This is a genomic window from Variovorax sp. EL159, from assembly GCF_900100965.1.
Taxonomy (GTDB): domain Bacteria; phylum Pseudomonadota; class Gammaproteobacteria; order Burkholderiales; family Burkholderiaceae_C; genus Variovorax.
Window position 1 is genome coordinate 739,226 of the sequence record NZ_FMUJ01000003.1, and the last position, 23,392, is coordinate 762,617.

Annotated in this window: 26 protein-coding genes; 12 read left to right on the top strand and 14 right to left on the bottom strand. The window is 67.4% G+C overall.

Features of this window, described 5'->3' with window-relative positions; genetic code table 11:
* The first annotated feature begins 64 nt into the window (after nt 1-64).
* Complete coding sequence (locus tag BLQ28_RS15545; protein ID WP_093240872.1) at nt 65-1,345, top strand: acyl-CoA dehydrogenase family protein; 1,281 nt, start codon at nt 65-67, stop codon at nt 1,343-1,345.
* An 80-nt stretch (nt 1,346-1,425) separates the two neighbouring features.
* Here the strand turns inward: BLQ28_RS15545 and BLQ28_RS15550 are convergent, their stop codons facing one another.
* Together BLQ28_RS15550 and BLQ28_RS15555 are read right to left on the bottom strand one after the other, a co-directional pair.
* A complete protein-coding gene (locus BLQ28_RS15550; RefSeq protein ID WP_093240874.1) occupies nt 1,426-1,740 on the bottom strand; it encodes a hypothetical protein in 315 nt (104 codons plus the stop codon).
* A 437-nt stretch (nt 1,741-2,177) separates the two neighbouring features.
* Entirely contained in the window at nt 2,178-3,011 is an 834-nt protein-coding gene (locus BLQ28_RS15555) for a crotonase/enoyl-CoA hydratase family protein (RefSeq protein WP_093240877.1), read from the bottom strand.
* Between the two features lie 92 nt (nt 3,012-3,103).
* On the opposite strand from BLQ28_RS15555, the gene BLQ28_RS15560 reads away from it, so the two are divergent.
* Together BLQ28_RS15560 and BLQ28_RS15565 are read left to right on the top strand one after the other, a co-directional pair.
* Nucleotides 3,104-4,969 carry a PhoX family protein gene (locus BLQ28_RS15560; RefSeq protein ID WP_093240880.1) on the top strand — a complete coding sequence of 622 codons (1,866 nt, stop codon included), beginning with the start codon at nt 3,104-3,106 and terminating at the stop codon, nt 4,967-4,969.
* 50 nt (nt 4,970-5,019) lie between these two features.
* Nucleotides 5,020-5,409: a DUF488 domain-containing protein gene (locus BLQ28_RS15565; RefSeq protein WP_093240883.1), complete on the top strand. Its 390-nt coding sequence runs from the start codon at nt 5,020-5,022 to the stop codon at nt 5,407-5,409.
* Between the two features lies 1 nt (nt 5,410).
* Here BLQ28_RS15565 and BLQ28_RS15570 read toward each other — a convergent pair whose 3' ends face one another.
* Complete coding sequence (locus BLQ28_RS15570) at nt 5,411-6,019, bottom strand: glutathione S-transferase (RefSeq protein WP_093240886.1); 609 nt, start codon at nt 6,017-6,019, stop codon at nt 5,411-5,413.
* 126 nt (nt 6,020-6,145) lie between these two features.
* Between BLQ28_RS15570 and BLQ28_RS15575 the strand changes: the two genes are divergently transcribed.
* Nucleotides 6,146-6,604: an Lrp/AsnC family transcriptional regulator gene (locus BLQ28_RS15575; protein WP_093240888.1), complete on the top strand. Its 459-nt coding sequence runs from the start codon at nt 6,146-6,148 to the stop codon at nt 6,602-6,604.
* 19 nt (nt 6,605-6,623) lie between these two features.
* On the opposite strand, the gene BLQ28_RS15580 is transcribed toward BLQ28_RS15575, so the two are convergent.
* Nucleotides 6,624-7,526 carry an SDR family oxidoreductase gene (locus BLQ28_RS15580; RefSeq protein WP_093241724.1) on the bottom strand — a complete coding sequence of 301 codons (903 nt, stop codon included), beginning with the start codon at nt 7,524-7,526 and terminating at the stop codon, nt 6,624-6,626.
* 164 nt (nt 7,527-7,690) lie between these two features.
* On the opposite strand from BLQ28_RS15580, the gene BLQ28_RS15585 reads away from it, so the two are divergent.
* The gene (locus BLQ28_RS15585) at nt 7,691-8,584 is read left to right on the top strand and encodes a CoA transferase (protein WP_093240891.1); all 894 of its coding nucleotides are present in this window, start codon (nt 7,691-7,693) and stop codon (nt 8,582-8,584) included.
* A gap of 24 nt (nt 8,585-8,608) precedes the next feature.
* Here the strand turns inward: BLQ28_RS15585 and BLQ28_RS15590 are convergent, their stop codons facing one another.
* Nucleotides 8,609-9,529, bottom strand: coding sequence for a hypothetical protein (locus tag BLQ28_RS15590; RefSeq protein ID WP_093240893.1), 921 nt, complete (start codon nt 9,527-9,529; stop codon nt 8,609-8,611).
* Between the two features lie 37 nt (nt 9,530-9,566).
* Nucleotides 9,567-10,472 carry a DMT family transporter gene (locus BLQ28_RS15595; protein ID WP_256327311.1) on the bottom strand — a complete coding sequence of 302 codons (906 nt, stop codon included), beginning with the start codon at nt 10,470-10,472 and terminating at the stop codon, nt 9,567-9,569.
* A gap of 277 nt (nt 10,473-10,749) precedes the next feature.
* Here BLQ28_RS15595 and BLQ28_RS15600 point away from each other — a divergent pair, with 277 nt between their 5' ends.
* Nucleotides 10,750-11,130: a tautomerase family protein gene (locus BLQ28_RS15600; RefSeq protein ID WP_093240898.1), complete on the top strand. Its 381-nt coding sequence runs from the start codon at nt 10,750-10,752 to the stop codon at nt 11,128-11,130.
* A 57-nt stretch (nt 11,131-11,187) separates the two neighbouring features.
* On the opposite strand, the gene BLQ28_RS15605 is transcribed toward BLQ28_RS15600, so the two are convergent.
* Entirely contained in the window at nt 11,188-13,587 is a 2,400-nt protein-coding gene (locus BLQ28_RS15605) for a YgiQ family radical SAM protein (protein ID WP_093240901.1), read from the bottom strand.
* Nucleotides 13,584-13,745, bottom strand: coding sequence for a hypothetical protein (locus tag BLQ28_RS32995; RefSeq protein WP_176801128.1), 162 nt, complete (start codon nt 13,743-13,745; stop codon nt 13,584-13,586). The genes BLQ28_RS15605 and BLQ28_RS32995 overlap by 4 nt, the downstream gene beginning before the upstream one ends.
* On the opposite strand from BLQ28_RS32995, the gene BLQ28_RS15610 reads away from it, so the two are divergent.
* Nucleotides 13,744-14,685, top strand: a complete 942-nt coding sequence (locus tag BLQ28_RS15610) for a bifunctional helix-turn-helix transcriptional regulator/GNAT family N-acetyltransferase (RefSeq protein ID WP_371126664.1) — start codon at nt 13,744-13,746, stop codon at nt 14,683-14,685. The two genes, BLQ28_RS32995 and BLQ28_RS15610, sit on opposite strands and share 2 nt — an antisense overlap.
* A gap of 133 nt (nt 14,686-14,818) precedes the next feature.
* Here the strand turns inward: BLQ28_RS15610 and BLQ28_RS15615 are convergent, their stop codons facing one another.
* The 4 genes from BLQ28_RS15615 to BLQ28_RS15630 all read right to left on the bottom strand — a co-directional run bounded on the left by BLQ28_RS15615 (nt 14,819) and on the right by BLQ28_RS15630 (nt 18,190).
* Nucleotides 14,819-15,601, bottom strand: coding sequence for a 3-hydroxybutyrate dehydrogenase (locus tag BLQ28_RS15615; protein WP_093240906.1), 783 nt, complete (start codon nt 15,599-15,601; stop codon nt 14,819-14,821).
* A 43-nt stretch (nt 15,602-15,644) separates the two neighbouring features.
* Nucleotides 15,645-16,394 carry an acetoacetate decarboxylase gene (locus BLQ28_RS15620; protein ID WP_093241726.1) on the bottom strand — a complete coding sequence of 250 codons (750 nt, stop codon included), beginning with the start codon at nt 16,392-16,394 and terminating at the stop codon, nt 15,645-15,647.
* A gap of 75 nt (nt 16,395-16,469) precedes the next feature.
* Complete coding sequence (locus BLQ28_RS15625) at nt 16,470-17,675, bottom strand: patatin-like phospholipase family protein (protein ID WP_093240908.1); 1,206 nt, start codon at nt 17,673-17,675, stop codon at nt 16,470-16,472.
* A 65-nt stretch (nt 17,676-17,740) separates the two neighbouring features.
* Entirely contained in the window at nt 17,741-18,190 is a 450-nt protein-coding gene (locus BLQ28_RS15630; protein ID WP_093240911.1) for a CHRD domain-containing protein, read from the bottom strand.
* Nucleotides 18,191-18,318: 128 nt separating this feature from the next.
* On the opposite strand from BLQ28_RS15630, the gene BLQ28_RS15635 reads away from it, so the two are divergent.
* Complete coding sequence (locus BLQ28_RS15635) at nt 18,319-18,870, top strand: DUF924 family protein (RefSeq protein ID WP_093240914.1); 552 nt, start codon at nt 18,319-18,321, stop codon at nt 18,868-18,870.
* A 16-nt stretch (nt 18,871-18,886) separates the two neighbouring features.
* Here the strand turns inward: BLQ28_RS15635 and BLQ28_RS15640 are convergent, their stop codons facing one another.
* Nucleotides 18,887-19,810: a YihY/virulence factor BrkB family protein gene (locus BLQ28_RS15640; RefSeq protein WP_093240916.1), complete on the bottom strand. Its 924-nt coding sequence runs from the start codon at nt 19,808-19,810 to the stop codon at nt 18,887-18,889.
* Nucleotides 19,811-19,891: 81 nt separating this feature from the next.
* On the opposite strand from BLQ28_RS15640, the gene BLQ28_RS15645 reads away from it, so the two are divergent.
* From BLQ28_RS15645 to BLQ28_RS15660, 4 genes are read left to right on the top strand one after another with little or no spacing between them, the layout of a single operon-like run.
* Nucleotides 19,892-20,488, top strand: a complete 597-nt coding sequence (locus tag BLQ28_RS15645) for a chromate transporter (RefSeq protein WP_093240919.1) — start codon at nt 19,892-19,894, stop codon at nt 20,486-20,488.
* A complete protein-coding gene (locus tag BLQ28_RS15650) occupies nt 20,485-21,084 on the top strand; it encodes a chromate transporter (RefSeq protein WP_093240922.1) in 600 nt (199 codons plus the stop codon). The genes BLQ28_RS15645 and BLQ28_RS15650 overlap by 4 nt, the downstream gene beginning before the upstream one ends.
* A gap of 40 nt (nt 21,085-21,124) precedes the next feature.
* Complete coding sequence (locus BLQ28_RS15655; RefSeq protein WP_093240924.1) at nt 21,125-22,093, top strand: aldo/keto reductase; 969 nt, start codon at nt 21,125-21,127, stop codon at nt 22,091-22,093.
* A 22-nt stretch (nt 22,094-22,115) separates the two neighbouring features.
* On the top strand, nt 22,116-22,592 hold the full coding sequence (locus BLQ28_RS15660) for a DUF3237 domain-containing protein (protein ID WP_093240927.1): 477 nt from the start codon (nt 22,116-22,118) through the stop codon (nt 22,590-22,592).
* A gap of 18 nt (nt 22,593-22,610) precedes the next feature.
* Here BLQ28_RS15660 and BLQ28_RS15665 read toward each other — a convergent pair whose 3' ends face one another.
* Complete coding sequence (locus BLQ28_RS15665; protein WP_093240929.1) at nt 22,611-23,294, bottom strand: Crp/Fnr family transcriptional regulator; 684 nt, start codon at nt 23,292-23,294, stop codon at nt 22,611-22,613.
* Between the last annotated feature and the right edge of the window lie 98 nt (nt 23,295-23,392).

A 23,392-nucleotide genomic window follows, 5' to 3' on the forward strand; every position in this document is an offset into this window, starting at 1 on the left:
TCGCAGCGGCACAGTCGGCGCCTGTCTCTCTTTTCGCGGACGGCTCCAGAGCCGTCCGGTCTCCATGGCATCCATCCAAGAAACGGCCGACCTCGCGGCACAGGCGGCAAGGCCGCGTCATGCGGCAAAGCCCGCATCCCCTTTCACTTCGCAGCAACTCGCCGAGCGCTTTCGCCCGATCTTCCATCGCATCGCCGAACGCGCCGCGCAGCGCGAGAACGAACGCGAGCTGGCCTACGAGCCCGTGGCCTGGCTCAACGCCGAACGCTTCGGCGCGCTGCGCGTGCCGGTCGAATACGGCGGCCTCGGTGCCTCGGTCGAGCAGCTCTACGATTTGCTCATCGAACTGGGAGAAGCAGACTCCAACCTGCCGCAGATCCTGCGCGCGCACTTCGGCTTCATCGAGCGCCTGTTCGCCGAGATCGACCCCGCACTGCACGGCCCGTGGATGCGTCTTGCCGCCGAAGGCGTGATCTTCGGCAACGCCACCACCGAACTCGGCGAAGGCTCGCTGAGCACCCTGCAGACCACGCTGAAGCGCGACGGCGATGCGTGGCGGCTCGACGGCGACAAGTACTACAGCACCGGCACGCTCTATGCCGACTGGATCTCGGTCTCGGCCCAGCGCCTGAACGACGACGGCGGCAGCGAGCGCGTGATCGCCCTCGTGCCCTCGGAGGCGGTCGGCGTGGAGCGCGTTGACGACTGGCGCGGTTTCGGCCAACGCCTGAGCGCATCGGGCACCACGCGCTTTCGCAACGTGCGCGTGAAGCCCGAGAACGTGCTGCTGTACGTGCGCGACCAACCCACGCCGCTGACCGCGCACTTCCAGCTCACGCACCTTGCGACGCTGGCGGGCATCGCGCGTGCCATCGTGCGCGACGCGGTGGCCTTCGTGCAGCCGCGCAAGCGCGTCTACAGCCACGGTAGCGGCGACACGCCGCGTGAAGATCCGCTGGTGCAGCAGGTCATCGGCCAACTGGCGAGCACCGCGTTCATTGCGGCGTCGACCGTGCAGGCGGTGGCGCGCGGCCTCGGCGAGATCGACCGCTTTCTCCAACGCGGTGAGACCGTGCCCGAAAGCCTTCTGTTCGAGGTCGAACTCAACACCGCCAAGGCGCAGGCGGGCATCGTCGATGCGGTGCTGCAGGCCGGCACGCGGCTGTTCGATATCGGGGGCGCTTCAGCGCTGCAGGAAGACCGTCGGCTCGATCGCCACTGGCGCAATGCGCGCACGCTGGCTTCGCACAACCCGACGATCTACAAAGGGCGGGTGGTGGGCGACCATCTGCTCAACGGAGCAAGGCCGACTTTCTACTGGGCAGTGGGCGCGGTCGCGTCTTGAAGAGAGACCATCCGGAGCGTGCCGGGCAGCGGCGCGCTTTTTCGCCTGGATGATGAAGACGAAGTGATCGAGCGCAAGGCTCAGATGCGCGGCAACGCCGCAAGATAGGTCGACACGACGATCGCGGCGGCGCGATCGAGCTGCAGGATGTCTCCCACGTCGAAGGCGTGCGGGGCGGTGCGTCCACTCGAACCGAGTGGCTTGCGGATCTCGACAAGAACTTCAGCCGCCAATTCGCGGTCGCTGCGCGGCCGGCCATCGGGGTGCATCACCCATTCATCCACTTGATCGAACGGAATACTGCGAAAGACCCCAACGATGGGGACGTACTTGTAGCGATCCTCGCCCACCAGGATGGGCACGCTGAGGTTACAGAAAAACGTGGTCGTCGACATGCAGGATCGCCGTCGCTAGGCAAAGTGTTCGATTGTTGATGACTGTGACGTCAGGAGCCATCCTCCTTAAGGCCTGTCTCACGGGAAGACGTGACCTTCTGCACACAAATTGTCTCCATTTTCACCCATCTTCCCCTTAAAACAACTACTTTATTCTTACACAAGGGCACTCCAAGTGCACTTTTCAGCGTTTTTCGAGCGTTGGTAGCGCGAAATGCTCCCGAATTCGGGGAAGCAAGCACCGATGTGGCGCTTGCAAGGAAGAACAAAGAGGAAGTGTGCGAGCGTGCACGCAGAGCCGGCGCTGCGGCAAGCCATCTCCGGGAATACCCACCCAGCCGTGTGCAGGGCACGCAACACCAAGGGCTGCATGCGTGCCTGCAGACCCCGTGCGCCGATGTCGCGGCACCCGCCGCCGGAACGCTGCCGAAGCGCCGTCAGGCAGCCGGGTTGAAGCGCGGTGCGCGGCGTTCGATGTTGGCCTTGACGGCTTCGATCTGGTTCGGGCTGCCGATCAATGCCTGCTGCTCGACCGATTCGGCCATCAGCAGTTGTGCCGCGCTCTGCGCCAGCGCGGCATTGAGCAGGCGCTTGCCGGCACGGATGGCGTCGGGGCTCTTGCCCGCGATCTCGTGCGCCATCTGCAGGGCCTCGGTCAGCGGGTCGGCCGAAAGGCGCGTGGCAAAGCCGATCTGCAAGGCCTCTTCGCCCGAAAAGATGCGGCCGGTGAATGTGAGTTCGCGCACCACGTCGCTGCGGGCCAGCTCGCGCATCAGCACCATGCCGGCCATGTCGGGCACCAGGCCCCACTTGATCTCCATGACCGACAGCTTGGTGTCGGGCGCCACGATGCGAACGTCGGCACCCAGCGCCACCTGAAGGCCGCCGCCAAAGGCCACGCCGTGCACGGCCGCAATGACCGGCACCGGCACTTCGCGCCAGACCATCGCGACCTGCTGCGCCGCATTCGAGATGCCGTGCGTGCGCTTGAGCAGGTCGGTTCCTGCAGCGCCCGCGCCCAAGACATCGGCGGCACCGCCCTGCTGCTGCATGCGCTCGAAGGAGGCCATGTCGAGCCCCGCGCAGAAAGCCTTGCCGCGGCCGGAGATCACGACCGCGCGCACCGTGGCGTCTCCGCGCAGCGCCTCGCCGGACTCGATCAGCGCATCGAACATCGCCGGATCGAGCGCGTTCATCTTGTCGGCGCGTGCGAGCTGCAGTTCCACCACGCCATCGGGGTGGCGGGTCCATTCGATTCGGCGGTCGGTCATGGGGCGTGTCTCCTGGGCGGTTCTGGTGGCCAGTATCGCCCGGCATGGCGCTGGGCGATGATGGCGGCTGTCGCCTACACAACACCTTCGCCATGCCACTGGACCGCCGCAGCTTTCTTCTTCAATCGGGCTCCGCCGCCGCCGTGGTCGCGCTGTTCGGACAAGGCTGCGCATCACCCGCCACCCCACGCCAGAGCGGCGCACCCAGCTTCACCAGCGTGCCCGCCTCCTTGCGCGACGCCGTCGTGGTGCCGCCCGAATACGAGTGGCAGGTGCTCTACCCCTGGGGCACGCCGACCGGCGTTGCCGGCCACATGCCGGCCTTCGCACCCGACGCCAGCAACAGCGCCGCCGACCAGGCGGTGCAGGCCGGCATGCACCACGACGGCATGCACTTCTTTGCGCTCGATGCAAGCGGCGAGCGCGGCCTGCTCGTGATGAACCACGAATACACCGACGAGCAGCTGCTGCACACCGACGGCATCAAGGCCTGGACAGCGGACAAGGTCCGCAAGTCGCTGCACGCGATGGGCGTCTCGGTGATCGAGATCCGCCGCACCCCGATCGGCTGGCAGCAGGTGCTGCCCTCGCCTTTCGCACGCCGCGTGCACGGCAACACCCCCATGCGCATTACCGGCCCGGCCGCTGGCACGCCGCGCATGCGCACCGCCGCCAACCCAGCCGGCGATGCGGTCTTCGGCACCTTCGCCAACTGCGCCATGGGCGTTACGCCGTGGGGCACTTACCTGACCTGCGAAGAAAACTTCCACGGCTACTTCGGTGGACCGAAGGAAGCTGCGAAAGGCGTGACGGACGCGCAGCGCCGCTACGGCACAGTGCCAGGCTCGCAATGGGTCGAGTACTGGCGCTTCGACGAACGCTTCGACCTGAGCCGGCATCCGAACGAGGCACATCGCTTCGGCTGGGTGGTCGAGATCGATCCCTTCGATCCGACCTCCACGCCCATCAAGCGCACCGCCCTGGGCCGCAAGCGGCAGGAAAGCGCCACCTGCACGCTCGCCAAGGACGGCCGCGTGGTCGTCTACATGGGCGACGACTCGCGCTTCGAATACATCTACAAGTTCGTCAGCCGCGACAAGGTGCGCCCCGGTACCGATGCGGCCGCGCGCACCGCCAACCGGCACCTCTTGGACGAAGGCACGCTGTACGTTGCGCGCTACGACGCGGGTGGCCGCGGCCAGTGGCTCGAACTCGCGCACGGCCGCGATGGGCTCGACGCTGGCAAGGGCTTTGCCGACCAGGCCGACGTGCTGATCCACGCACGCCTTGCAGGCGACGCCGTCGGCGGCACGAAGATGGACCGCCCCGAATGGATCGCGGTGCATCCGCAAAGCGGCGAGGTGTACGTCACCCTCACCAACAACAGCCAGCGCGGCGATGCCGGCAAGCCCGCGCCCGATGCGGCCAACCCGCGCGCCAACAACCTCTTCGGCGGCATCCTGCGCTGGCGCGAGGACGGTGGCGACGCCGCCAGCACCGGCTTCGCATGGGACCACTTCGCGCTGGCGGGCGACCCCGCGCAACCGGGCAGCGGTGCGCGCTACCCCTCGGCCGATGCCGACATGTTCGGCAGCCCCGACGGCCTGCACTTCGACAGCGGCGGCCTGCTCTGGATCCAGACCGACATGAGCGGCCAGGTCATCGGCAAGCCGCCCTATGCATCGCTGGGCAACAACCAGATGCTGTGCGCCGACCCCGCCACCGGCCGCATCCAGCGCTTTCTTACGGGGCCGAACGGCTGCGAGATCACCGGTTGCGTGGTCACGCCCGACCGGCGCACGCTGTTCGTGAACATCCAGCATCCGGGCGAGGCGCGCGACGACGGCAGCGCCACACCGAACAGCGCATGGCCCGACGGCACGGCGCCGGGCAGCGTGCGCCCCCGCTCGGCCACGCTGGCGATCCGGCGGCGCGACGGCGGTATCGTCGGCACCTGAGCGCATCGCATCACATCCCTCACGAGACAAGACAACAGAAGGACCATGTCATGAGCATCCGCATCGTTCGCCTCGGCACCCCGCGCGCAACCGGCGAAGGCCTGCGCATCGGCACCGTCAGGCGCCCGCCGCGCGGCGTTCCGAAGACGGAGTTCGCGTCGCAGAACTGGTATGACGTGTGGTACCCGAATCTCGCGCCCTCGGTCGAGACCATGAAGCAGGCGCAAGAAGCGGAAACGCCCGCGCAATGGAACGCCTTCGTGCGCAAGTTCAAGGCCGAGATGGCCGAGGCCGACGCGAGCCGCAGCCTCGACCTGCTCGCCGCGCTGTCGCACGGCACGTCGCTCGCGGTCGGCTGCTACTGCGAGGACGAATCGCACTGCCACCGCTCGGTGCTGCGCGCCCTGCTGGCCGAGCGCGGCGCCGACATCGCGAATTGATTCAGACCTGCGGCGCGGAAAGAAACACCGGCAGGCTTTCCGCCTGCGCCGAGTACGCGGCCAGCACCGGAAAGTCGCCAGGCGCAACGGCATCGGGCAACACCAGTTGCGTGAACGCCCAGGCCACGGCGGTCGATACGTCGGCTTGCGTCATCACCGACTCTTCGGCCGCAAGCGGATGCGCAGCCACCGCCTCTTCGAGCGCCGCGTAAGCCGCGATGAGCTGGCCGTGCACCCGGTCGATCCACGGCTGGTGCTGCTTCTCGGCCGGGCGCAGGTTGCGCTCGTAGACGATCTGCACCGTCTTCTCGCACGCGGCCAGCGCGAGGCCCACCACGCGCGTCGCACGCAGCCGTTCGGCCGCATCGCGCGGCATGAGGCTGCGGCTGCAGGTGGCTTCGGCGTGGTCGATGATGAGCGCCGAATCCATCAGCACGGTGCCGTCGTCGCACACCAGCGTAGGCGCCTTCACCACCGGGTTGATCTGGCGGAACTGCTCGAAGGTGCTGAACACCGAGATCGACCGGTGCACGAAGGGAACGCCGAGCAGCCGCAGCGAAATGGCGGCGCGCCGCACGAAGGGTGAGTCGAGCATGCCGACGAGTTGCATTGTTTCTCCTGAAGAAGGAGCGCCACGATACCGGCCACCGTGCCCGCGCCGAATGGCAATCCATCGAAAATCGGGGCCGCAAACCGATCAACCATCGGCCACCGCCACACCTGCCCGAGCGCACACATGAACATCGACAAGAAGGACCGCCTGATCCTCGAAGCCCTGCAAGCCGATGCCCGCCAGAGCCTGGCCGCGCTGGGCAAGCGCATCGGCCTTTCGCAACCGGCCATGAGCGAGCGCGTGCGCAAGCTCGAGGATGCAGGCGTGATTGAAGGCTACGGCGCCCGCGTCAACCTGCGCGCACTGGGCGTGGGGCTGCAGGCCATCATCCGCATCGAGACCACGCATGCGGGCATCGCCAAGTCCCTGAAGCTGTTCGACGCCATGCCCGAAGTGCTGAGCGCCGACCGCGTGACCGGCGAAGACTGCTTCATCGTGCGCTGCGCGATCGCGGAGCCGGCCGACCTGCAGCGCGTGGTGGACGCCCTGGCGGTAGACGGCGCGGTGACCACCTCGCTGGTGCTGTCGAGCCCCGTGAACAAGCACGTCACCGTGCACGCCGCGAAGCTGCCGCGCAAGTAACCGCGCAGCCGTGCAGCCGTCAGCGCTGCGCCTTGTCCTTCTGGTTCTGCGCCTCGATGCGTTCGCGCGCGGCCAGCCAGTCGGCGTCGCTCCACTGGCGCAGCTCGTAGAAGTTGCCGCCGGTGGCCAGTGCATTGCCGCCGTCCATCATGATGCTCTGGCCGGTGAGCCAGTCGCACTGGCCCGGGGCCATGAGGAAGGCCGCGAGGTTCTGCAGCTCGCTCATGCGGCCGGTGCGCGCCATCGGGTTGTTCTGCTTGCTGCGCGCGCCGGGCTCTTCGCCGGGGTTCAGGCGCTTGCTCATGCCTTCGGTCGGAATCTCGCCGGGGCCCACGGCATTCAGGCGGATGCCGTGCCGCGCCCATTCGACCGCGAGCGACTTGGTCATCACGTCGATCCCGGCCTTGCTCATGGCCGAGGGCACCACGTAGGGGCTGCCGTTGTCGACCCAGGTCGTGATGATGCTCATGACGCTGCGGAAGGCATCGCCCTGCTTCCATTCGCCCGCCTTGGACTGCGCCACCCAGCGCTTGCCCACGGCCTGCGTCACGTAGAAGCTGCCATGGAAGACGATGTTGGCGACGGCGTCGAAGGCGCGTGGCGAGAGGGCTTCGGTCGGCGACACGAAGTTGCCCGCCGCGTTGTTGACCAGCCCGGTAAGGCCGCCGCTCTGGAACAGGCTATCGACCATTTCGTCGACCGCCTGCGCCACGCGGATGTCGACGCCGAAGGTGTCGATGCGCCGCGCCGGGAACTGCTGGCGCCACTCGGCGGCCGTTTCCTCGCAGACCGACTGGCGCCGTCCGCAGATGGCGACATCGGCACCCAAGCTCAGGAAGCGCTCGGCCATCGCGCGACCGAGACCGGTGCCGCCACCGGTCACGAGGATGCGCTGGCCGCTCATGAGGGAAGCTTCGAACATGTTCATCTCCTTGTCGTTGCGGCAGCGGCAGGAAAGAGCGCCGCCATGCCGCATGCTACGCGCGCACCCGGTGCGCTGGCTTGCGGAATCTGGCTCCCTCGGGCTTGGGCGCCCGAGGGAGAATCGCTGCCATTCGACAGCCACCTGCTTCTGGATACACGCCCATGCCAAGCCAATCAGCCCCTTCCCTGTTGCCACTCGCGGGCGTGCGCGTCCTGAGCCTTGCGCTCAACCTGCCCGGCCCCGCCGCGCTCTTGCGTTGCCGCGAAATGGGCGCCGATTGCCTGAAGCTCGAACCGCCGGGCGGCGATCCGATGGGGCTCTACAACCGGCCCGCGTATGCCGCGCTGCACGAAGGCATCACCGTCCAGGCCGCGGACCTGAAGACCGAGGCAGGGCAGCAGCAGCTGCACGCCGAACTGGCGAAGACGGACGTGCTGCTCACCTCCTTCCGCCCCTCGGCCTTGCGCAAGCTGGGCCTGGACTGGCCCGCGCTGCAGGCGCGCCACCCGTCGCTGTCGCAGGTGGCCATCGTCGGCGCGCCGGGCGAGCGGGCCGAAGAGCCGGGCCACGACCTCACCTACCTGGCCGAAAGCGGCCTCGTCACCGGCACCGAACTGCCGCCCACGCTCTACGCCGACATGGGCGGTGCCCTGCTCGCGAGCGAGGCGGTGCTGAAGGCCATGCTGCTGCGCGCCCGCGCCGGCACGGGCGGCAACCACAAGCCCGGCGGCGTGTACCTCGAAGTCGCACTGAACGCCTCCGCCGACTGGCTCGCGCTGCCGCGCACCTGGGGCCTGACGCAGCCCTCGGGCGCGGTAGGCGGCGCGCATGCGGGCTACCGCATCTATCGCTGTGCCGATGGGCGCGTGGCGGTCGCGGCGCTGGAGCCGCATTTCGCGGCACGCCTTTGCGAAGCGGCAGGCGTGACGTCGCGCGACATGCTGGCACCGGCCACGCACGAGGCGCTGGCCGCGTGGCTGGCCGCGCGCACCCGTGCCGAGCTGGACGCAATGAGCCGCGAGCGCGACGTGCCGCTGCTCACGCTGGCCGACTGATCCGCTGCAGCACAGCCGGGCCGGTCAGCGGGCGGGGCCTTCGCGCTTGCGGTCTTCCCGCTTGAGTGCGAGGTACGTGTCGAGATCGACCTCGTGCAGCTGCCGCGGATACTGTTCGGCCGCCGCGAACCAGTAGCGCTCGCGGCGCTCGGCCTGGTCTTGCGCCGGCGCCGCCAGGAAGGCGTCGAGCGTGAGGAAGTAGCGCATCGCATTGCGCTCCACCAGCCCGCGCAGGCCCCGGATGTACTCCGGCTGGCCGTCCGGGCCCTTGCCGACCGGCGTGAAGCCCACCTTGTCGCGGCCGAAGGTCGCCAGGTAGGCCTGGGTGCCGAGCCGGACCATCATGTTGTGGTCGTAGCTGTAGCTGAAGTGCAGGAAGCTCTTGCGCTCGTCCAGCGCCACGGCTTCGAGCGTGACGCGGTAGTTGCTCGTGCCCAGCGGGCCGCTGGCCGCCGTCATCTCGACCGACAGGTGCTCGGGCGCGGCATTCACGATCCGGTAGACGAAGGGCAGCTCGAAGGCCTGGTCGACCGGCTTGTCGTAGCGCCGCACCACGTAGAGCGTGAGCGTCTCGCGCCCCTGCGGCGATGTGCCCGTGCGGCAACGGCGATTGTTGATGTGCAGTTCCAGCACGTCGCACCAGCGTGTGGCCCCCTTCAGCGTCGAGGTGATCTCCGAGAGCGAATGGTCGACCACCGCATAGACGTCGCCCTGCAGGCCACCGGGCGTCTCCTCCGAGTCGAGCTGCACGGGCCGCCCGAAGCTGCTGTGATCGAGCTTGTCGCTCATGCGCTGATGGGCGGCGCGCAAGGTCTGGGCGGGCGTGGCCGACGCAGCCGGCGCGGCCTCGGGCGACGCTGCCAGCACCGGCAATGCAGCGGCGAACAGCACGGCGCCCGCCAGGGTGCGCATCCATGGGGCCGGCGTACGGAGCGAATGACTCATGGGGTCACACCATACAACGGAGTGCCTCAGTTTGCGCTCAGGCCGCTCCCGTAGTTCCCTGGCGTCCGACCAAAAGAACCATCGCCGCGGCCAGCAGCACGGCCCCAGCCCACTGGCGCGGCGCCATCGGCTGTGCAAGCAGCATTGCCGCCAGCACGGCCGCCACCAGCGGCTCGATCAGCGTGCCGACCACGGCGGCCGTCGGGGACAGCCGCCGTGCACCCCAGGCAAATGCAAGGTACGCCACCGAGGTCGTCACCACGCCCGTGTAGCCCACGCCCAGCCATTGCGCCGCATTTGCCGGCCAGGTGATACCGCCGGGCCACGTGATCGCGAGCATGCACAGCGCCGCCACCGTCATGCCCCAGGCTGACGCCGTGACCGCAGGCACCCGCACCGGCATGCGCGCGTTGCCGAGCACCACCAGCGCGTAGCAGAACGCGGAGCCGAACGACCAGGCCAGCCCCGCCATGTGCCCCGGCGCCAACGGCCCCCAGCCTTCGGCTGGCATCACGAGCAGCAGCACGCCCGACAGCGCGAGCAGCAGCCCCGCAAGCAGGCGCGCGCCGAAGCGCTCGTAACCGCGCAGCACGGACACCAGCGCGACGATCACGGGCGCACAGCAGATCGAGATGACCGTCGGCAACGCCGCCCCCAGGTGCGCGATGCCCGCGAACCAGCAGCTCACGTTGAGCGCCATGGCCGCGCCCGTGGCGACGATCTGGAAGCGCTCCCGCCCCGACAGATCGGCCCAACGCGCATCGGGCTGCGCGGGCGTGCGCCAGTACAGCCACCAGAGCAGTGGCAGCCCCAGCGCGAAGCGCGCCAGCGACAGGCTTTGCGGCGCGATGCCGCCATCGATCAGGAATTGCGCCACCAGCGCGCCGCCGCCCCACAGCGCGCCGGCCAGCAACACACCGCCCCAAGCCAGGGCGGCAGACATTCTTGCGTTCATTGTTGAAAGTTCTCCATGAGGCCCGCCGCTTCTGTCTCTTTGCAGAGGGCGGGCACGACCATCCGGCCGTCATCCGGCCTTCGCGAAGAAGGCGGACGGCGGCGACCACTTGCGGGTCTGAGCGCGGCACAAGGCGCGCGTCAGCTGCGGGTCGACGGAGGGGGAGAACGGTACAGAGCCATGGCGGCGATCTTAGGCGCTTGGGCGCAGACTATGGCCCCGGGATGCTCCTACCCTCACCCCATCCCTTCAAGGAAAAACACACATGCCACTCGTTCGAATCGATCTTTCCAACGACAGCCCCGAGACGCTGGGCACCGCCATCGGCGAGCTGATCTACCAGGCCATGAGGGACACCATCAACGTGCCGGCAGACGACAAGTTCCAGATCGTCACGCGGCACGCCGCCGGCGAGCTGGTTCGCCCGGCCAGCTACCTGGGCATCGAATACTCGGCGGGGCTGGTGATGATCCAGGTGACGCTGAACCATGGCCGCTCGATCGACCTCAAGAAGGCCTTCTACCGGCGCGTGGCCGACGACCTGCACGGCCAGTTGGGCATCCGGCGCGAGGATGTCTTCATCAACCTCGTCGAGGTCGCAAAGGAAAACTGGTCGTTCGGCAACGGGGAAATGCAGTACGCGTAGTGGCCCCTGCCGGACTGGCGGGGCGCATGCCAGCCGGCCAGCCTTTCGGCGTGGGGCTCAGCGCGGCTTGCGAATGCTGCCGCGCACCGGGCCGGACGACGCCTTGCGCGGCGCCGAGCCGTTGTCGCGCGGCGGCAGGCCGGTGTGCTGCGTCAGGATGCGGCCCTTCGAGGGCTTCACCGGCGTCAGCTTGACCGGCGCCGAAGCCTTGGCGGGCACGGCCGTCGAGTTCTTGCGGCGCGCGCTCGTGTAGCCGCCATCGGTCAGTGGCTGCCACGTCGGGATCAGGTGGTGCTTGCCGTTGCCGATCAGGTCGGCGCGGCCCATGCTCTTCAGCGCCTCGCGCAACAGCGGCCAGTTGTTGGCATCGTGATAGCGCAAAAAGGCCTTGTGCAGGCGGCGGCGCTTGTCGCCGCGCACGATGTCCACCGTCTCGCTCTCGCGCGTGATCTTGCGCAGCGGGTTCTTGTTGGTGTGGTACATCGTCGTCGCGGTGGCCATGGGCGACGGGTAGAAGGTCTGCACCTGGTCGGCGCGAAAGCCGTTCTTCTTGAGCCAGATCGCGAGGTTCATCATGTCCTCGTCGCTGGTGCCCGGATGCGCGGCGATGAAGTACGGAATGAGGTACTGCTTCTTGCCCGCCTCGGCCGAGAACTTCTCGAACATCTGCTTGAACTTGTCGTAGCTGCCGATGCCGGGCTTCATCATCTTCGTGAGCGGGCCCTGCTCGGTGTGCTCGGGCGCGATCTTGAGATAGCCGCCGACATGGTGCTGCACCAGCTCCTTCACGTACTCGGGCGATTGCACGGCCAGGTCGTAGCGCAAGCCCGAGCCGATCAGGATTTTCTTGATGCCCCGCAGCGCACGCGCGCGGCGGTAGATCTTGATGAGCGGATCGTGGTTGGTGCCCAGGTTCGGGCAGATGCCCGGGTACACGCAGCTGGGCTTGCGGCAGGCTGCTTCGATCTCGGGGCTCTTGCAGCCCAGGCGGTACATGTTGGCGGTCGGGCCGCCGAGGTCGGAAATGGTGCCGGTGAAGCCGCTGACCGAATCGCGGATGGCCTCGACCTCCTTGATGATCGAATCTTCCGAGCGGCTCTGGATGATGCGGCCCTCGTGCTCGGTGATCGAGCAGAAGGTGCAGCCGCCGAAGCAGCCGCGCATGATGTTCACGCTGAAGCGGATCATTTCCCACGCGGGAATCTTCGTCGCGCCGTCGTGGCTGCCTTTTTCGTCGGCGTAGCGCGGATGCGGGCTGCGCGCATACGGCAGGTCGAACACGTAGTCCATTTCCGCCGTCGTGAGCGGAATGGGCGGCGGGTTGATCCACACGTCGCGCGCCGTGGTGCCTTCGCCGTGCGCCTGCACCAGTGCGCGGGCATTGCCGGGGTTGGTTTCGAGATGCAGCACGCGGTTGGCGTGGGCGTAGAGCACCGGGTCGCTGCGCACCTGTTCGTACGAAGGCAGGCGGATCACCGAGCGGTCGCGCGGTGGCACGCTGATCTTGCCCCGGCTTTGCAGCGCCGGATTCGGCATGAAGGTCAGCGGCTTGATCGCGGGGTTGACCACCGACTGGAGCGCCGGCGAACCAGCCGCTTCCGCCGCCTTGGCCACGTCGTTCGCCTCGTCTTCCTTCGCGCAGGTGGCGCCGTTGGCCTTGGCCTGCTCCGACACCATCAGGTACGGGTTGACGTGTGCCTCGACGCGGCCCGGCTCGTCCACGCTGGTGGAGTTGATCTCGAACCAGCCTTCGGGCGTTTCGCGGCGCACATAGGCGGTGCCGCGCACGTCGGTGATCTGCTGCACCGGCTCCTTGGCGGCCAGGCGGTGCGCGATCTCGACGATGGCGCGCTCGGCGTTGCCGTACAGCAGCAGGTCGCACTTCGAATCGACCACGATGGAGCGGCGGACCTTGTCCGACCAGTAGTCGTAGTGGGCGATGCGGCGCAGGCTGCCTTCGATGCCGCCAAGAATGATCGGCACGTCGTTCCAGGCTTCCTTGCAGCGCTGCGAATAGACGATGGCCGCGCGGTCGGGGCGCGAGCCGCCGACGTCGCCGGGCGTGTAGGCATCGTCGCTGCGGATCTTCCGGTCGGCCGTGTAGCGGTTGATCATCGAATCCATGTTGCCGGCCGTGACGCCGAAGAACAGGTTCGGTTTGCCCAGTGCCTTGAAGGGCTCGGCGCTCTGCCAGTCAGGCTGCGCAATGATGCCGACGCGGAAGCCCTGCGCCTCCAGCATGCGGCCGATGACCGACATGCCGAAGCTGGGGTGGTCGACGTAGGCGTCGCCAGTGACCACGATGATGTCGCAGCTGTCCCAGCCGAGGGCGTCCATCTCCTTGCGCGTGGTCGGCAGGAACTTGGCCGTGCCGAAGCGGGCCGCCCAGTACTTGCGGTAGCTGGTCAGCGGCTTGGCGGCACGCGCGAAAAAGGAGACGTCGACGGGGGCGTTCATCGGTGGGAGTTGACAGCGCCAAGGGCGCGCTGTTGTGGGCAACCCTTGATTTTAGGGTTTTCCAGCATCCCTGTCGCGACAAACATCCAGTGACCGGGGCGTTGCCCGCCCATCAATTGATTGCTAAAGTCAATCAATTGAATGACAATGGCAACCATGTCTACGCCATCACCCACCGTCGATACCGCCGCCGTCAAGGCGATCCGGCAGTTCAACCGCTTCTATACCCGCCGCATCGGCGCCCTCGACCCCTACCTGGGCAGCCCCATGTCCCTGACCGATGTCCGCGTGCTGTACGAGCTGGCGCATCGCGAAACGCCCGTCGCCAGCGAGATCGGCCGCGACCTCGGGCTCGACGCGGGCTACATGAGCCGCATCCTGCGCCGCTTCGAGACCGAAGGCTGGCTCACGCGCGCGCCAGACGCTCGCGACGCGCGGCAAAGCGTGCTGCGCCTGACCGATGCCGGCCATGCCGCTTTTGCACCCCTGCAACAGAAATCGCGCGACGAGGCTGCGGCCCTGCTGGCGCCGCTCGCACCGGCGCAACGCCAGCAACTGGTGCAGGCCATGGGCACGATGCAGTCGCTGCTCGACCCCGAAGCCGCCCCGGCCCGGCCGCAGGCAGCCGTGCTGCGCGACCCGGCGCCGGGCGACATCGGCTGGGTGGTGCAGCAGCACGGCGAAATCTATGCGCGCGAATACGGCTGGGGCAGCAAGTTCGAGGCGCTGGTGGCGGGTATCGCGAGCGAATTCCTGCTCAAGTTCCAGCCCGAGTGGGAGCGCTGCTGGATCGCCGAGCTCAACGGCGAGCGCGTGGGGGCGATCTTCGTGGTGCGCAAATCGGCCACGGTGGCGCAACTGCGCCTGCTGATCCTTGCGCCCGCTGCGCGCGGGCTGGGCCTGGGCGGCCGCCTCGTCGACGAGTGCATCGCCTTTGCGCGGCGCAAGGGCTACAAGAAGATCGTGCTGTGGACCAACAGCGTCCTGCTGGCTGCGCGCGGCATCTACGCCACACGCGGCTTCAAACTGACGCATTCGGAACCGCACGAGGGCTACGGCGAACCGCTCGTGGGAGAGACCTGGGAATTGAAGCTGTAGCGCCACGCCGGCCTTGCCTTGCTCCTTCCCCCTCTGGGGGAAGGCAGGGATGGGGGCAGGCAGAGCGTTGGAAATGGAGGCCGTCGAGCCCCACCCCAACCCTCCCCCGTAAGGGGAGAGAGAAAGAAAAAACTTACTGCATGAACCAGCCGTGGCTCACCACGAGCGACTGGCCGGTCAGCGCATTCGTCGGGAAGCCGGCGAACAGCAGCGCCACGCGCGCCACGTCTTCGGTCGTGGTGAATTCGCCGTCGACCGTTTCCTTGAGCATCACGTTCTTGATGACCTCTTCCTCGCTGATGCCCAGCGTCTTGGCCTGCTCGGGAATCTGCTTTTCGACCAGCGGCGTGCGCACGAAGCCTGGGCAGATCACGTTGGCGCGCACGCCATGCTTGGCGCCTTCCTTCGCGACCGTCTTGGCCAGGCCGATCAGGCCGTGCTTGGCCGTGACGTAAGGCGCCTTCAGCAGCGAAGCCTCTTTGGAGTGCACCGAGCCCATGTAGATCACGCTGCCGCCACGGCCTTGCGCATACATGTGCTTGAGGCACGCCTTGGTGGTGAGGAACGCGCCGTCGAGGTGAATGGCGAGCATCTTCTTCCAGTCGGCGAAGCTGAACTCTTCGACCGGATGCACGATCTGGATGCCAGCGTTGCTGATCAGGATGTCGATGCCGCCGAAGGCCGCAGCGCCCTCTTCCACCGACGCATTGACCTGGTCTTCGTTGGTCACGTCGACGCCCACGCCGATGGCCTGTGCGCCCGTGGCCTTCAGTTCGGCCGCGGTGGCGTCCGCGGCCTCTTTGTTGAGGTCGGCAATGATGATCTTCGCGCCTTCCTGTGCGAAAAGAATGGCGATTTCCTTGCCGATGCCGCTGGCCGAGCCGGTGATGTAGGCGACCTTGTCCTTGAGTTGCATGGGAATGTTCCTTGAGAGTGGAGTTGAAAGGTATCGACAGGAATCAGGCGAGATAGTCGTGTTCGACCGTGCCGAGCGCCAGCGTCATGTCGGCGATGTAGTGAACGGCCGATTCGACCTTCAGCACCGGCAGGTCGGCCACCGGTGCCAGCGCGTGCGGATGCAGTTCGAGCGAACCTGGCCCGCCCCATGCGCCGTGCAGCGTCACGTCGACCATGTGATAGCGCACCAGTTCGCAGATGCGGGCCGTGCCATCGACGTGCGGAATGATCTTGAGCAGGAAGTTGGGCTGTGCAATGCCCGCAAGGATCGGCGCGGGGTCGAGCGTGCGGTGCTTGAAGCCCATGGTGGCCTTGGCCACGCGCACCTTGCCGTAGTCGAGCGTGCCGACGACCACGTCGGTCTCGTAGTCGAGCACCGGCGAGGCGAGCTTCTTCGGAAAGCCCCATAACTCGCGTCCGCCGGCAATCGGCGGATGGTCGTTGAGGTACATCGCGTGAACGTACGCGCCCTTCTCCACGCCCTTGTCGGTGCGCAGCTGCACGGGAATCACCTGGCCCGACTCGGTGTAGTCGCCGAAGCCGGTGGAGTCGGGCATGCGGATGAATTCGTACTTGACCAGCGGCTCGACCACTTCGAGCGGCTCGGGCACCACGGCGCGCAGGGCGTCCATGTCGGTGCGGTACGTGATGATGAGAAATTCGCGCCGGACGAAGCGATAAGGTCCGGGCGGAAAGGCGGGGCTGGTCAACGGCATCGCAAAGGCTTGGCGCCGCACATCTTCAATGTTCATGAACATTTCCTCCTGTTGAAGTGGCCGACCAGTCTGGCGCTGGTTTCTTAGTTGAAACTGAACCTGCTGCGTCGCTCAGCGCGACAGGCCTGGACGCTTGACGCGCCCCGCGCCATGCTCGCCCAGGTCGAAGGTGGTGACACCGTTGACGGTGGCATCGGCGCGCAGCGTCTCGGGGTGGGCCAGCGTCACACGCATGTCACGCGCGCCCGACTCCCAGTGTTCTTCGACCGCGGCGCGCGAGAACTCGTAGTCTTTCGATTCGAGTTCGTAGGGCTTGTCGCGGTAGATCAGGTGAAAGATGTCGATGGGCTCGTGCGTGAGCTGCGACTGCACCTCGAGCACGCTCGGGTCTTTGCGCAGATGGGCCGGCAGCTTGCTGATCAAGTCGGCAATGGCCTGTTGCAGGTTCATGTTGGCGGCCATCGCGTCGGTGTTCATGCGGGTGCGGCTCGAATAGGTGATGTCCTTCTGCCGCTCCATCACGCCCGCCATGGTGCGGGGCATTTCGCCGCGCGCATTGAACAGGTCGACCTGCAGCACCACCAGCGGCTCGGAGCGCGGGTGCATGTCGAGCACGTACTGCAGCGGCGTGTTGGAGACGATGCCGCCGTCCCAGTAGTCGTCGCCGTCGATGGTAATGGGCGCAAAGCCCGGCGGCAGCGCACCGCTGGCCATGATGTGCTCGGGGCCGATGCGCTGGCGCGTGTTGTCGAAGTACACCGAGTTGCCGGTGCGCACATTGACCGCGCCCACGCTGAAGCGCGCTTCGCAGGCGTTGATGCGGTCGAAGTCGACGAGACGCTCGAGCGTGGTCTTGAGCGCGGAGGTGTCGTAGTAGCTCAGCAGCGGTGCCGCGCCGCCCATCAGCAAGGCCGGCGAATAGCGCGGCTCGAAGAAGCCCGGAATGCCCACCAGCGAGGCCATCGTGGCGCTCCACTGGTTCTGCGTGGCCCGGTCGCCCAGCCACGACGGCAGGCGCTGCGAAGGCCCCGAAGACACCAGGTGCCAGAACTCGCGCAGCCGGTCGACCCGCCGCTCGGGCGCATTGCCCGCGATCAGCGCCGCATTGATGGCACCGATGGAAACGCCTGCGATCCAGTGCGGCTGCAGGTCGGTTTCGCTGAGCGCCGCGTACACGCCCGCCTGGTAGGCACCCAACGCCCCACCGCCCTGCAGCACGAGTGCCTTGCGGGCACTGCGCATGTCTTCGCGGCGTGATGCGAAAGGGTTGAGGGGTTGGGATGCGGCACGGGGTTTCTTCTTCGTTGGTGTCGTCATGCGTTCATTTGACACCAGCCGTGCGACACCAACCTGACCAGGGGTTGTTCACCCCTGGAACGATTTCACATCTTCGGCAGCAACTGCCCACGGATCTCGCCACCCGGGTTGGCTGCGGTATGCACGTTGGCATACCACTTGCCGGCAACGAGGTCGGCGGCCTGCGCAGGCGTGAGCGTGGCCTGCCCCTCGATCGGGCTCATCGGATTCGCAAAGGGCAGCACCACGCCCGCGTTGGCGCCCGCGGCCGCAGGGCCGTGGAAGTGCGCCATGGTGGCCGGGCCGCTCAGGCCGGTGTAGGTGATCTTGTACTTGAGTACGTTGGTGTCGCGGTTGAGCCAGGCTTCGGCCATGCCGCTGCCGCGCGTCATGTTCGGCGGGACTTCGCTGGCGGCGTTCATCGCGCCGCTGAAGCTAGCGACGTTCGACTTCGACATCATTCCGCAGCCGGCCAGTGCAGCCGCGGCCACGCCGGTCACGAGGGCTGCGCGCAAAAGAGTGCCATATCGGTTCATGAGCGTTATCTCCTGGTTATAAGAACATGCCAGCATAGGCAGCCCTGAAGCGATGTCTTGTCGGCCACCACCCCGACTTTGGTCGCCAGGGCAAGGCGGGGCTGACAAGGCTGAAAGAGAATGCAACGATGACTTCCAATGCCCTCCCTGCCGCCCGCGCCGTCGTCGATTTCTGGCGCGAAGCCGGCCCCGACCGCTGGTTTGCCAAGAACGAAGCCTTCGACGCCGACTTTGCCGCCCGCTTCTCGCTTGCCCACCAGGCCGCCGCCCGTGGCGAACTCGACCACTGGCTGGCCGATGCCGAAGGCACGCTCGCGCTGCTGGTGCTGCTCGACCAGTTCCCGCGCAACACCTGGCGCAACAACCCGCACATGCTCGCCACCGACGGCAAGGCGCTGGCCGTGGCCAAGGCGGCCGTTGCCGCGGGCTTCGACCTGCAGCCCGAGCCGGCACTGAGGCGTTTCTTCTACCTGCCCTTCATGCACTCCGAAGTGCTGGCCGAGCAGGAGCGTTCGGTCGAACTCAATGCCGCGCTCGACAGCGACACCCAGCGCTTCGCCGTGCTGCACCGGGACATCGTGGCGCGCTTCGGGCGCTTCCCGCATCGCAACAAGCTGTTGGGCCGCGAGTCCACGGCCGAGGAGCAGAAGTTTCTCGACGAAGGCGGCTTCGCCGGCTGAGCGGCCGTCGAATGGCTCACGCGTCGTTGTGCGCCAGCGGCACGTCGCGCGTCGGTGAGGGGTTCAGATCGGCCGTGCCCTTCGAGTCCTTCATCGAGCCATAGGTGCGCGCATAGACCCAGGTGAACTCCGCCCCCAGCAAGAAGATCTGCGCCGAGTAGTACACCCACACCAGCACCACCACCAGCGAGCCCGCCGCGCCATAGCCCGAGGCCACGCTGCTCTTGCCGATGTACAAGCCGATCAGGTGCTTGCCGACGGTAAACAGCAGCGCCGTGACGGCGGCCCCCACCCACACGTCGCGCCACTGCACCTTGGCGCGCGGCATGATCTTGTAGATCATCGCGAAGATCACGGTGACCATCCCGAAGCTGAAGATGAAGTTCACCGCCTGCGCCAGCGTCTCCCACGCGCCGAAGATGGGCGACCACCATTTGCCCAGCGCCGCCAGCGCGGCGCTCGCCACCAGCGACACCATGAGCAGGAAGCCGATGCCCATGATCATGCTGAACGACAGCAGCCGCACGCGCAGCATGTTGAACAGGCCCTTGTTCTTCTCGCGGGCCGGCGCACGCCAGATGCGGTCGAGCGCGTCCTGCAGTTCACCGAAGACGGTGGTCGCGCCCACCACCAGCAGGCCGATGCCGATCACCGTGGCCACGATGCCTTCGGCCGGCTTGTTGACCGCCTTCAGCATGCCCTGCACCGCCGTTGCGCCCTGCTCGCCCATCAGGCCCGACAACTGGGCGAAGATTTCGCCGCGTGCCGCCTCCTGTCCGAACACGAGGCCCGCCACCGCGATCACGATCAGCAGCAGCGGTGCGATGGAAAACACCGTGTAGTAGGCCAGCGCCGCCCCCATGCTGGGCGCATAGTCGTTCGACCAGGAGGCGACGGCGCGTTGGCAGAGATCGAAGAGTGCGCGGATTTGCGTGAGCATGGAATCTCCCTGTGGAATGGCCCGCGGCCCACCGGCCCGGTGCCCGGCATGTTGCAGGCCCGCCTACGATAATCGCTCCACATGCAAACGTCTCCCCCAGCCTCCGGCGCGGTGGCGCCACCCATCCCCGCCCAGCCCCAGTCGCCGCGCGACCTGTTCGTGTCATTCACCTGGCTTGCGCTGCAGGGCTTCGGTGGCGTTCTGGCCATCGTGCAGCGCGAGATGGTCGAGAAAAAGAAGTGGCTCACGCCCGAGCAGTTCCTCGAAGACTGGGCCGTGGCCCAGGTGATGCCCGGGCCCAACGTCATCAACCTCGGCCTGATGATCGGCGACCGCTACTTCGGCCTGCGCGGCGCGCTCGCCGCCGTGGCTGGCATGCTGACCATTCCGCTGGTCGTCATCCTCGCGCTGGCCGTGCTCTATGCGCACTACGCCGGCAATCCGCAGGTGGCGGCCGCGCTGCGCGGCATGGGCGCGGTGTCGGGCGGGCTGATCGCGGCCACCGGCATCAAGCTGGTGCCGCAGTTGCGCAAGCACCCGCTGGGCTTCGCGGTCTGCCTGGCGATCATGGCGCTGGTGTTCCTTGCCATCACGATGTTCAAGATCCCGCTGGGCTGGGTGCTGCTGGTGCTGGGCGGCTTGGCCTGTGTCTGGACCTGGCGAAAGATCCCCGCATGACCATCGCAATGCAATGGCACGACTGGCTGGCCCTGTTCGGGCAGTACCTGCTGCTTTCGCTGCTGTCCATCAGCGGCGCCATCACCACCGTGCCCGACATGCACCGCTTCCTGGTGGCCCAGCACGGCTGGCTCACCGATGCGCAGTTCAGTTCCTCGGTCGCCATCGCCCAGGCCGCGCCCGGCCCCAACGTGCTGTTCGTGGCGCTGATGGGCTGGAACGTCGGGCTCAACGCCGGCGGCGGCATCGGCGCGGGGCCGGGCGCGTGGCTGCTCGGCTTCTTCGGCCTGCTGGTGACCATGGTGGGCATCATGCTGCCGAGCACCACGCTGACCTACTTCGCCACGCGCTGGGGCCATCGCAATCGCACCCGCCGCGAAGTGCGCGCCTTCAAGCAGGGCATGGCGCCCGTGGTGGTCGGCCTGCTCATCGCCACCGGCTGGGTGCTCGCCACCGGTAACCACGCCGGCAATGCGCCTGCGTGGCACCTGTGGCTGCTGACCGGTGCGGCCGCGCTTATCGTCTGGCGCACGCGCATCCACCTGCTCTGGCTGCTCGGTGCCGGTGCGGTGCTGGGCGCCATCGGTTTCGTCTGACCCTTTCTCTTTCTCAACGCTTCTTCGGGAACACATCCTCATGTCGCAACTTCGCCCGCTCGGCCGCTCCGGCCTCCTGGTTTCCCCGCTCGCCTTCGGTGGCAACGTGTTCGGCTGGACGGTGGACGAGGCCGCCTCGTTCAAGCTGCTCGACGCATGGCTCGACGCGGGCTTCAACTTCGTCGACACAGCCGACGTGTACTCGGCCTGGGTGCCGGGCCACACCGGCGGCGAGTCCGAGACCATCATTGGCAAGTGGCTCAAGCAAAGCGGCAAGCGCAACCGCGTGGTGCTGGCCACCAAGGTCGGCAAGCCGATGGGCGAAGGCAAGGTGGGGCTGTCGCCCAAGTACATCCGCGAGGCGGTCGAGGCCTCGCTCAAGCGCCTGCAGACGGACTACATCGACCTGTACCAGTCGCACGACGACGACGCCAACACGCCGCTCGAAGAATCGCTCGGCGCCTTCGATGCGCTCATCAAGGAAGGCAAGGTGCGCGCCATCGGCGCTTCCAACTACACCGCGCCGCGGCTGGCCGAGGCGCTCGACGTGTCGGAGCGGCTCGGCATCGCGCGCTACGAAAGCCTGCAGCCCCTGTACAACCTGTACGACCGCGCGGTGTTCGAGGATGCCCTGGCACCGCTGTGCCTCAAGCGCGAAGTGGGCGTGATCAACTTCTACGCGCTGGCTGCCGGCTTCCTCACCGGCAAGTACCGCACCGAGGCCGATGCCTCCAAGAGCGCGCGCGGTGCCAACACCACCAAGAAGTACCTGAACCCGCGCGGCCTGCGCATCCTCGATGCGCTCGACCGCGTGGCCCAGCAGTACAACGCGAAGCCGGGCCAGGTCGCCATCGCCTGGCAGATCGCCCGCCCGGGCGTGACGGCGCCCATCGCCAGCGCCACGTCGATCGCGCAGCTCGAAGAACTCGTGGTGGCCACGCAGCTCAAACTCGACGCGGGCACCATCGGAATGCTCGACCGCGCCAGCGCCGAAACGGCGGCTGCCTGAGCCAGACAACCGGACACCAGCGATGAGCATCTTCGATTCGATCGCCGCGCCTGCGCTCGAACATTTCGTCGACCTGCGCGTCGAAGTGGGCGTGCCGCAGGTGTTCGGCAGCGGCCCGCGCGGGCTGCACCGTGTCGTGCCCATCACCGGCGGCGAAGCCATCGGCCATGGCTGGCGCGCACGCGTGCTGCCGGGCGGCAGCGACTTCCAATTGATCGCGAGCGACACCTTCTCCGAACTCGACGCGCGCTACGGCCTCGAAACCGACGCGGGCGATCTCGTCTATGTGCAGAACCGCGCCATTCGCTCGGCCGCGCCGGAGGTGATGGCGAAGCTGCTGCGCGGCGAACCGGTCGATGCGGGGCAGGTGTATTTCCGCTGCAACCCGCGCTTCGAGACCACCTCGCCCGCGCTCCAGTGGATCAACGAACGCATGTTCGTCGGTGCGGGCATCAGGCACCCCGCCGAGGTGCTGATGCGCTTCTTCGCGCTGGTCTAGCAGCGCCCGCCGCGCCGCTCAGGCGGCCGGCTGCGCGCACGCCGCGAGGCGCTCGCGGTCGAGCACCTCGACGCCGCGGTAACGCAGGCGGAGCATGCCCTCTTCTTCCCACAGCTTCAGCTGGCGGTTCACGCTCTGGCGCGAAACGCCCAGCATGAAGGCCAGGTCTTCCTGCGACACCGCGAGCATCGCTGCCTCGCCGGCGGACGCGGGGTGCACGTCGATGGTCAGCAGCCGGTGCGCAAGGCGCACGGGCAGCGGCATCAGGATGGCATCGTCGATCCACGCGAGCGCCTGCCGCAGCCGCAGGCAGACCAGCCGCGTGAAGGCCATGTGCACGTCGGGCCGCTCGGCGACGAGCCGGTGGAAGTCTTCGGCGCGCACCACGACCATCTCGGTGTCTTCGACCGCGCAGGTGTCGTAGACGCGCTCGCGCCCCACCAGCAGCGAGACCTCGCCGAACCAGTGGCCGGGCTCCAGCACCGCGATCACCGCCTCGCGCCCGCCCGGCGCCACCACGCTCACGCGCAGCGAACCCGCGACCACGCCGAACAGCGCATCGGGCGACGAGCCCTTGAGAAACAGCGAATCCCCGCGCGCAAGGCGCCTGCGATGCGCCACGTCGAGCAGCGTCTGCTGCACGGCATCGGGCAGGCGCATGCGGTCGTCGGCGTCGATCGGCTCGGGGGCGGAAATGGTCATTGCGGGTTTGTCCCGAGCCGCAACTGCCAACACCGGACAGTCTGCGTCGAGGGGGTTGCCGATAGTACGTCCGACCCCGCCACAGCGCACCCCAACCC